The organism is Francisella sp. XLW-1 (assembly GCF_008711455.1).
Taxonomy (GTDB): Bacteria; Pseudomonadota; Gammaproteobacteria; order Francisellales; family Francisellaceae; genus Francisella; species Francisella salimarina.
In genome coordinates this window covers 1-5,180 of sequence record NZ_VXKP01000016.1, presented here as the reverse complement: position 1 = coordinate 5,180, position 5,180 = coordinate 1, and the positions used below count along the sequence as shown (strand labels likewise).

Here is a 5,180-nt window from a genome sequence, read left to right as displayed (position 1 = left end):
ATTTAAATTTGTTAGTTATAAAAACACAAAGCCCCATATATTTATGAGGCTTTTTGTATTGCTTATCACGATAAGTCTTTGATATTTGAATAAGATGGCGATTACCTACTTTCACCTGGCCGGAGCCAAACTATCATCGGCGTTTTGTAGTTTCACTTCTGAGTTCGGAATGGGATCAGGTGGTTCCTACAAGCTATTATCGCCAAAACTGTGTTTTGGATAATATATCTTATAAAGATATTTAACAATTCAGCATAGAAATAGACTTAAGTCTCTCGGATCATTAGTACTGGTAAGCTTCATACATTGCTGTACTTCCACACCCAGCCTATCAACGTCGTAGTCTCCAACGTTCCTTACTGATTTACATCAGAGAGATCTAATCTTGAAGGAGGCTTCCCGCTTAGATGCTTTCAGCGGTTATCCCTTCCGAACGTAGCTACCCGGCAATGCTTCTGGCGAAACAACCGGAACACCAGTGGTTCGTTCACTCCGGTCCTCTCGTACTAGGAGCAACTCTTCTCAAATCTCTAACGCCCACGGCAGATAGGGACCGAACTGTCTCACGACGTTCTGAACCCAGCTCGCGTACCACTTTAAATGGCGAACAGCCATACCCTTGGGACCTGCTTCAGCCCCAGGATGTGATGAGCCGACATCGAGGTGCCAAACTCCTCCGTCGATATGAACTCTTGGGAGGAATCAGCCTGTTATCCCCGGAGTACCTTTTATCCGTTGAGCGATGGCCTTTCCATACAGGACCACCGGATCACTAAGACCTACTTTCGTACCTGCTCGAGCCGTCACTCTCGCAGTCAAGCGCACTTTTGCCTTTATACTCTTGGCACGATTTCCGACCGTACCGAGTGCACCTTCGTACTCCTCCGTTACTCTTTAGGAGGAGACCGCCCCAGTCAAACTACCCACCATACACTGTCCTCGAATTTCTCCTGAGTTAGAACTTCAAATATTCAAGGGTGGTATTTCAAGGACGACTCCACAATCACTAGCGTGACTGCTTCAAAGTCTCCCACCTATCCTACACATAAATATTCAAAGTCCAGTGCAAAGCTGTAGTAAAGGTTCACGGGGTCTTTCCGTCTAACCGCGGGTACACTGCATCTTCACAGCGATTTCAATTTCACTGAGTCTCTGGTGGAGACAGTGTGGCCGTCGTTACGCCATTCGTGCAGGTCGGAACTTACCCGACAAGGAATTTCGCTACCTTAGGACCGTTATAGTTACGGCCGCCGTTTACTGGGGCTTCGATCCAGAGCTTCGCTTGCGCTAACCCCTTCAATTAACCTTCCAGCACCGGGCAGGCGTCACACCCTATACTTCATCTTACGATTTAGCAGAGTGCTGTGTTTTTGATAAACAGTCGCAGCCACCTGGTATCTGCAACCCCCAACAGCTCAGAGAGCAAGTCTCATCACCATCAAGGGCACACCTTCTTCCAAAGTTACGGTGTCATTTTGCCTAGTTCCTTCACCAGAGTTATCTCATAGCCTTAGTATTCTCTACCTACCCACCAGTGTCGGTTTACAGTACGGTCACTTATACAATATACTTAGAAGCTTTTCCTGGAAGCATGGTATCAATAGCTTCGTCAAACAAGTTTGACTTCGTCTCGTATCTCAGATCAACAAGATGCCGGATTTGCCTAGCATCTCTACCTACATACTTTCACCTGGACAACCATCCGCCAGGCCTACCTAACCTTCTCCGTCCCTCCTTCGTTTATATAAGCGGCACAGGAATATTAACCTGTTTCCCATCGACTTCACTCTTCAGCTACGCCTTAGGGGCCGGCTTACCCTACGTTGATTAACATTGCGTAGGAAACCTTGGGTTTTCGGCCAATAAGAATCTCACTTATTTTACGTTACTCATGTCAGCATTCGCACTTCTGATACCTCCAGCAAACTTCTCAATTCACCTTCATCGGCTTACAGAACGCTCCCCTACCAATATACTAAATATATTCCGCAACTTCGGTGCATAGCTTAGCCCCGTTAAATCTTACGTGCAGGCCGACTCGACCAGTGAGCTATTACGCTTTCTTTAAAGGGTGGCTGCTTCTAAGCCAACCTCCTGGCTGTCTGGGCCTTCCCACTTCGTTTCCCACTTAGCTATGACTTGGGGACCTTAGTTGGCGGTCTGGGCTGTTTCCCTTTCCACTACGGACCTTAGCACCCGCAGTGTGTCTCCCGTGATTGAACTTCATCGTATTCTGAGTTTGCATCGAGTCAGTAAGGTCGTAAAACCCCCATCGTCGAAACAGTGCTTTACCCCAATGAGTTATACACGAGGCACTACCTAAATAGTTTTCGGGGAGAACCAGCTATCTCCGTGCTTGATTAGCCTTTCACTCCGATCCACAGCTCATCCCATACTTTTGCAACAGTATTGGGTTCGGTCCTCCAGTTGGTATTACCCAACCTTCAACCTGGCCATGGATAGATCGCGCCGGTTTCGGGTCTACTCCTAGCAACTATTCGCCCTATTAAGACTCGCTTTCGCTACGGATCCCTTATTCAGTTATCCTCGCTACTAAAAGTAACTCGCTGACCCATTATACAAAAGGTACGCAGTCACATGACTAAATCATGCTCCTACTGCTTGTATGCAAGCGGTTTCAGATTCTATTTCACTCCCTTTATAAGGGTTCTTTTCACCTTTCCCTCACGGTACTAGTTCACTATCGGTCATTCAGGAGTATTTAGCCTTGGAGGATGGTCCCCCCATATTCAGACAAGGTTCCACGTGCCCCGTCCTACTTGTTCGTATGCTTAGTTCCACTGTGATTATTTCGTATACGGGACTATCACCCTCTATCGTCAAGCTTCCCAACTTGTTCTACTATAATTACAGCTAAATCATACCAGGCTCTTCCCACTTCGCTCGCCGCTACTATGGGAATCTCAATTGATTTCTTTTCCTAAGGGTACTTAGATGTTTCAGTTCCCCTCGTTCGCTCTACACTCTATATCGAGTGAGTACCTAACTGATGTTAGGTGGGTTCCCCCATTCGGAAATCTCCGGATCAAAGTTTATTTACCAACTAACCGAAGCTTATCGCAGATTATCACGTCCTTCATCGCCTCTGAATGCCAAGGCATCCACCGCTTGCACTTATTTTCTTAAGTCTATTTCTATACTAAATTGTTAAATATCTCTATCTTCATGTAAATAAATATGGTGGAGCCAAGCGGGATCGAACCGCTGACCCCCTGCGTGCAAAGCAGGTGCTCTCCCAGCTGAGCTATGGCCCCAAAAAACTGGTGGGTCTGAGTAGACTCGAACTACCGACCTCACCCTTATCAGGGGTGCGCTCTAACCAACTGAGCTACAGACCCGTATTTTACTTACACTAAAATATATTATCTACAAACACTATGCTAAATCACTTGAATGTGTAATTAGAGCTTATTTCTATTTTTTCGTATTTCCGTTAAGGAGGTGATCCAGCCGCAGGTTCCCCTACGGCTACCTTGTTACGACTTCACCCCAGTCATGAATCACTCCGTGGTAAACGCCCATTCGTTAAGCTATCTACTTCTGGAGCAACCCACTCCCATGGTGTGACGGGCGGTGTGTACAAGACCCGGGAACGTATTCACCGCAGTATTCTGACCTGCGATTACTAGCGATTCCGACTTCATGCAGTCGAGTTGCAGACTGCAATCCGGACTAAGAGTACCTTTCTGAGTTTCGCTCCAGCTCGCACCTTCGCAGCCCTCTGTAATACCCATTGTAGCACGTGTGTAGCCCTGGTCGTAAGGGCCATGATGACTTGACGTCGTCCCCACCTTCCTCCGCCTTGTCAGCGGCAGTCTCAATAGAGTACCCAACTTAATGATGGTAACTATCAATAGGGGTTGCGCTCGTTGCGGGACTTAACCCAACATTTCACAACACGAGCTGACGACAGCCGTGCAGCACCTGTCACTGCGTTCCCGAAGGCACCAATCTATCTCTAGAAAGTTCGCAGGATGTCAAGACCAGGTAAGGTTCTTCGCGTTGCATCGAATTAAACCACATGCTCCACCGCTTGTGCGGGTCCCCGTCAATTCCTTTGAGTTTTAGCCTTGCGGCCGTAGTCCCCAGGCGGAGTACTTAACGCGTTAGCTGCGCCACTAGATCCTTTACACCGAATCCAACAGCTAGTACTCATCGTTTACAGCGTGGACTACCAGGGTATCTAATCCTGTTTGATCCCCACGCTTTCGTCCCTCAGTGTCAGTATCGGTCCAGAATGTTGCCTTCGCCATTGGTGTTCCTTCTGATCTCTACGCATTTCACCGCTACACCAGAAATTCCCCATTCCTCTACCATACTCTAGTTTGCCAGTATCAAATGCAGTTCCAAGGTTGAGCCCTGGGCTTTCACATCTGACTTAACAAACCACCTACAGACCCTTTACGCCCAGTAATTCCGATTAACGCTCGGACCCCCCGTATTACCGCGGCTGCTGGCACGGAGTTAGCCGGTCCTTATTCTTTGGGTAACGTCCTTCTTATGAGCTATTAACTCATAAGCTTTCCTCCCCAACTAAAGTGCTTTACAACCCTAGAGCCTTCTTCACACACATGGCATTGCTGGATCAGGCTTTCGCCCATTGTCCAATATTCCCCACTGCTGCCTCCCGTAGGAGTTTGGGCCGTGTCTCAGTCCCAATGTGGCTGATCATCCTCTCAAATCAGCTATGGATCGCAGCCTTGGTAGGCCTTTACCCCACCAACAAGCTAATCCAACGCAGGCTCATCCATCTGCGGCAGCACAAAGGCCACCTTTAATCCGCAGATATTATGCGGTATTAACAGTCGTTTCCAACTGGTATCCCCCACAGATGGGCAGATTCCTACGCGTTACTCACCCGTCCGCCACTCGTCAGCAAGAAGCAAGCTTCTCCTGTTACCGTTCGACTTGCATGTGTTAAGCATGCCACCAGCGTTCAATCTGAGCCAGGATCAAACTCTTCAGTTTAATTCTCAAATTCTGACTCTAACTACTGATACTCAAATTCTTTAACAAAGTGTTTGTATATAATATATCTCTTAAATATCTTAGAAGCCTTAGCTCCCAACCGTTAACATCACTCGTCAGCCGGTGAAGACATATAATACGCATCACTCTTCCAAAATGCAACTACTTTCTTCAAAAAAATTAAAGTTTTT

Annotated in this window: 2 tRNA genes and 3 rRNA genes; all 5 read right to left on the bottom strand. The window is 47.3% G+C overall.

The window, feature by feature from the left end:
* Positions 1-92 precede the first annotated feature (92 nt).
* The 5 genes from rrf to F3D59_RS09805 all read right to left on the bottom strand — a co-directional run bounded on the left by rrf (position 93) and on the right by F3D59_RS09805 (position 4,989).
* Positions 93-207 (bottom strand): 5S ribosomal RNA (gene rrf, locus F3D59_RS09825).
* A gap of 55 nt (positions 208-262) precedes the next feature.
* Positions 263-3,149, bottom strand: a 23S ribosomal RNA gene (locus F3D59_RS09820).
* 50 nt (positions 3,150-3,199) lie between these two features.
* Positions 3,200-3,275 (bottom strand) — tRNA-Ala (locus F3D59_RS09815).
* A gap of 7 nt (positions 3,276-3,282) precedes the next feature.
* Positions 3,283-3,359, bottom strand: a tRNA-Ile gene (locus tag F3D59_RS09810).
* Between the two features lie 96 nt (positions 3,360-3,455).
* A 16S ribosomal RNA gene (locus F3D59_RS09805) occupies positions 3,456-4,989 on the bottom strand.
* Together the 16S, 23S and 5S rRNA genes with 2 tRNA genes alongside form the textbook arrangement of a ribosomal RNA operon.
* Between the last annotated feature and the right edge of the window lie 191 nt (positions 4,990-5,180).